Source organism: Streptomyces sp. NRRL F-6676 (assembly GCF_000725625.1).
Classification (GTDB): domain Bacteria; phylum Actinomycetota; class Actinomycetes; order Streptomycetales; family Streptomycetaceae; genus Streptomyces.
The window spans coordinates 1-511 of record NZ_JOHS01000129.1 but is presented as its reverse complement, the minus strand read 5'-3'; the positions used below and the strand labels follow the sequence as shown (position 1 = coordinate 511).

The 511-nt window shown below is 68.1% G+C and carries 1 protein-coding gene; it reads left to right on the top strand.

Features of this window, described 5'->3' with window-relative positions; translation table 11 throughout:
* Positions 1 to 504 (top strand): sulfate adenylyltransferase subunit CysD (gene cysD / locus IO29_RS31300; RefSeq protein WP_037840703.1); only part of this gene is annotated, 504 nt, incomplete at its 5' end.
* Positions 505 to 511: the final 7 nt, after the last annotated feature.

Below are 511 nucleotides of genomic sequence, written 5' to 3'. Positions count from 1 at the left end.
CGCCGCGACGAGGAGAAAGCCCGCGCCAAGGAACGGGTCTTCTCCCTGCGCGACGAGTTCTCCCAGTGGGACCCCCGCCGCCAGCGCCCCGAACTGTGGAACCTCTACAACGGCCGCCACGCCCCCGGCGAACACGTCCGCGTCTTCCCCCTGTCCAACTGGACCGAACTGGACGTGTGGCAGTACATCGCCCGCGAACACATCGACCTCCCCCAGATCTACTTCGCCCACGAACGCGAGGTGTTCACCCGCAACGGCATGTGGCTCACCGCCGGCGAGTGGGGCGGACCGAAGAACGGCGAGAGCGTCGAGAGGCGCCAGGTCCGCTACCGCACCGTCGGCGACATGTCCTGCACCGGCGCCGTCGACTCCGACGCCGACACCATCGAGAAGGTCATCACCGAGATCGCCGCCTCCCGGCTCACCGAACGCGGCGCCACCCGCGCCGACGACAAACTGTCGGAAGCCGCGATGGAGGACCGCAAACGCGAGGGGTACTTCTAGGCATGAC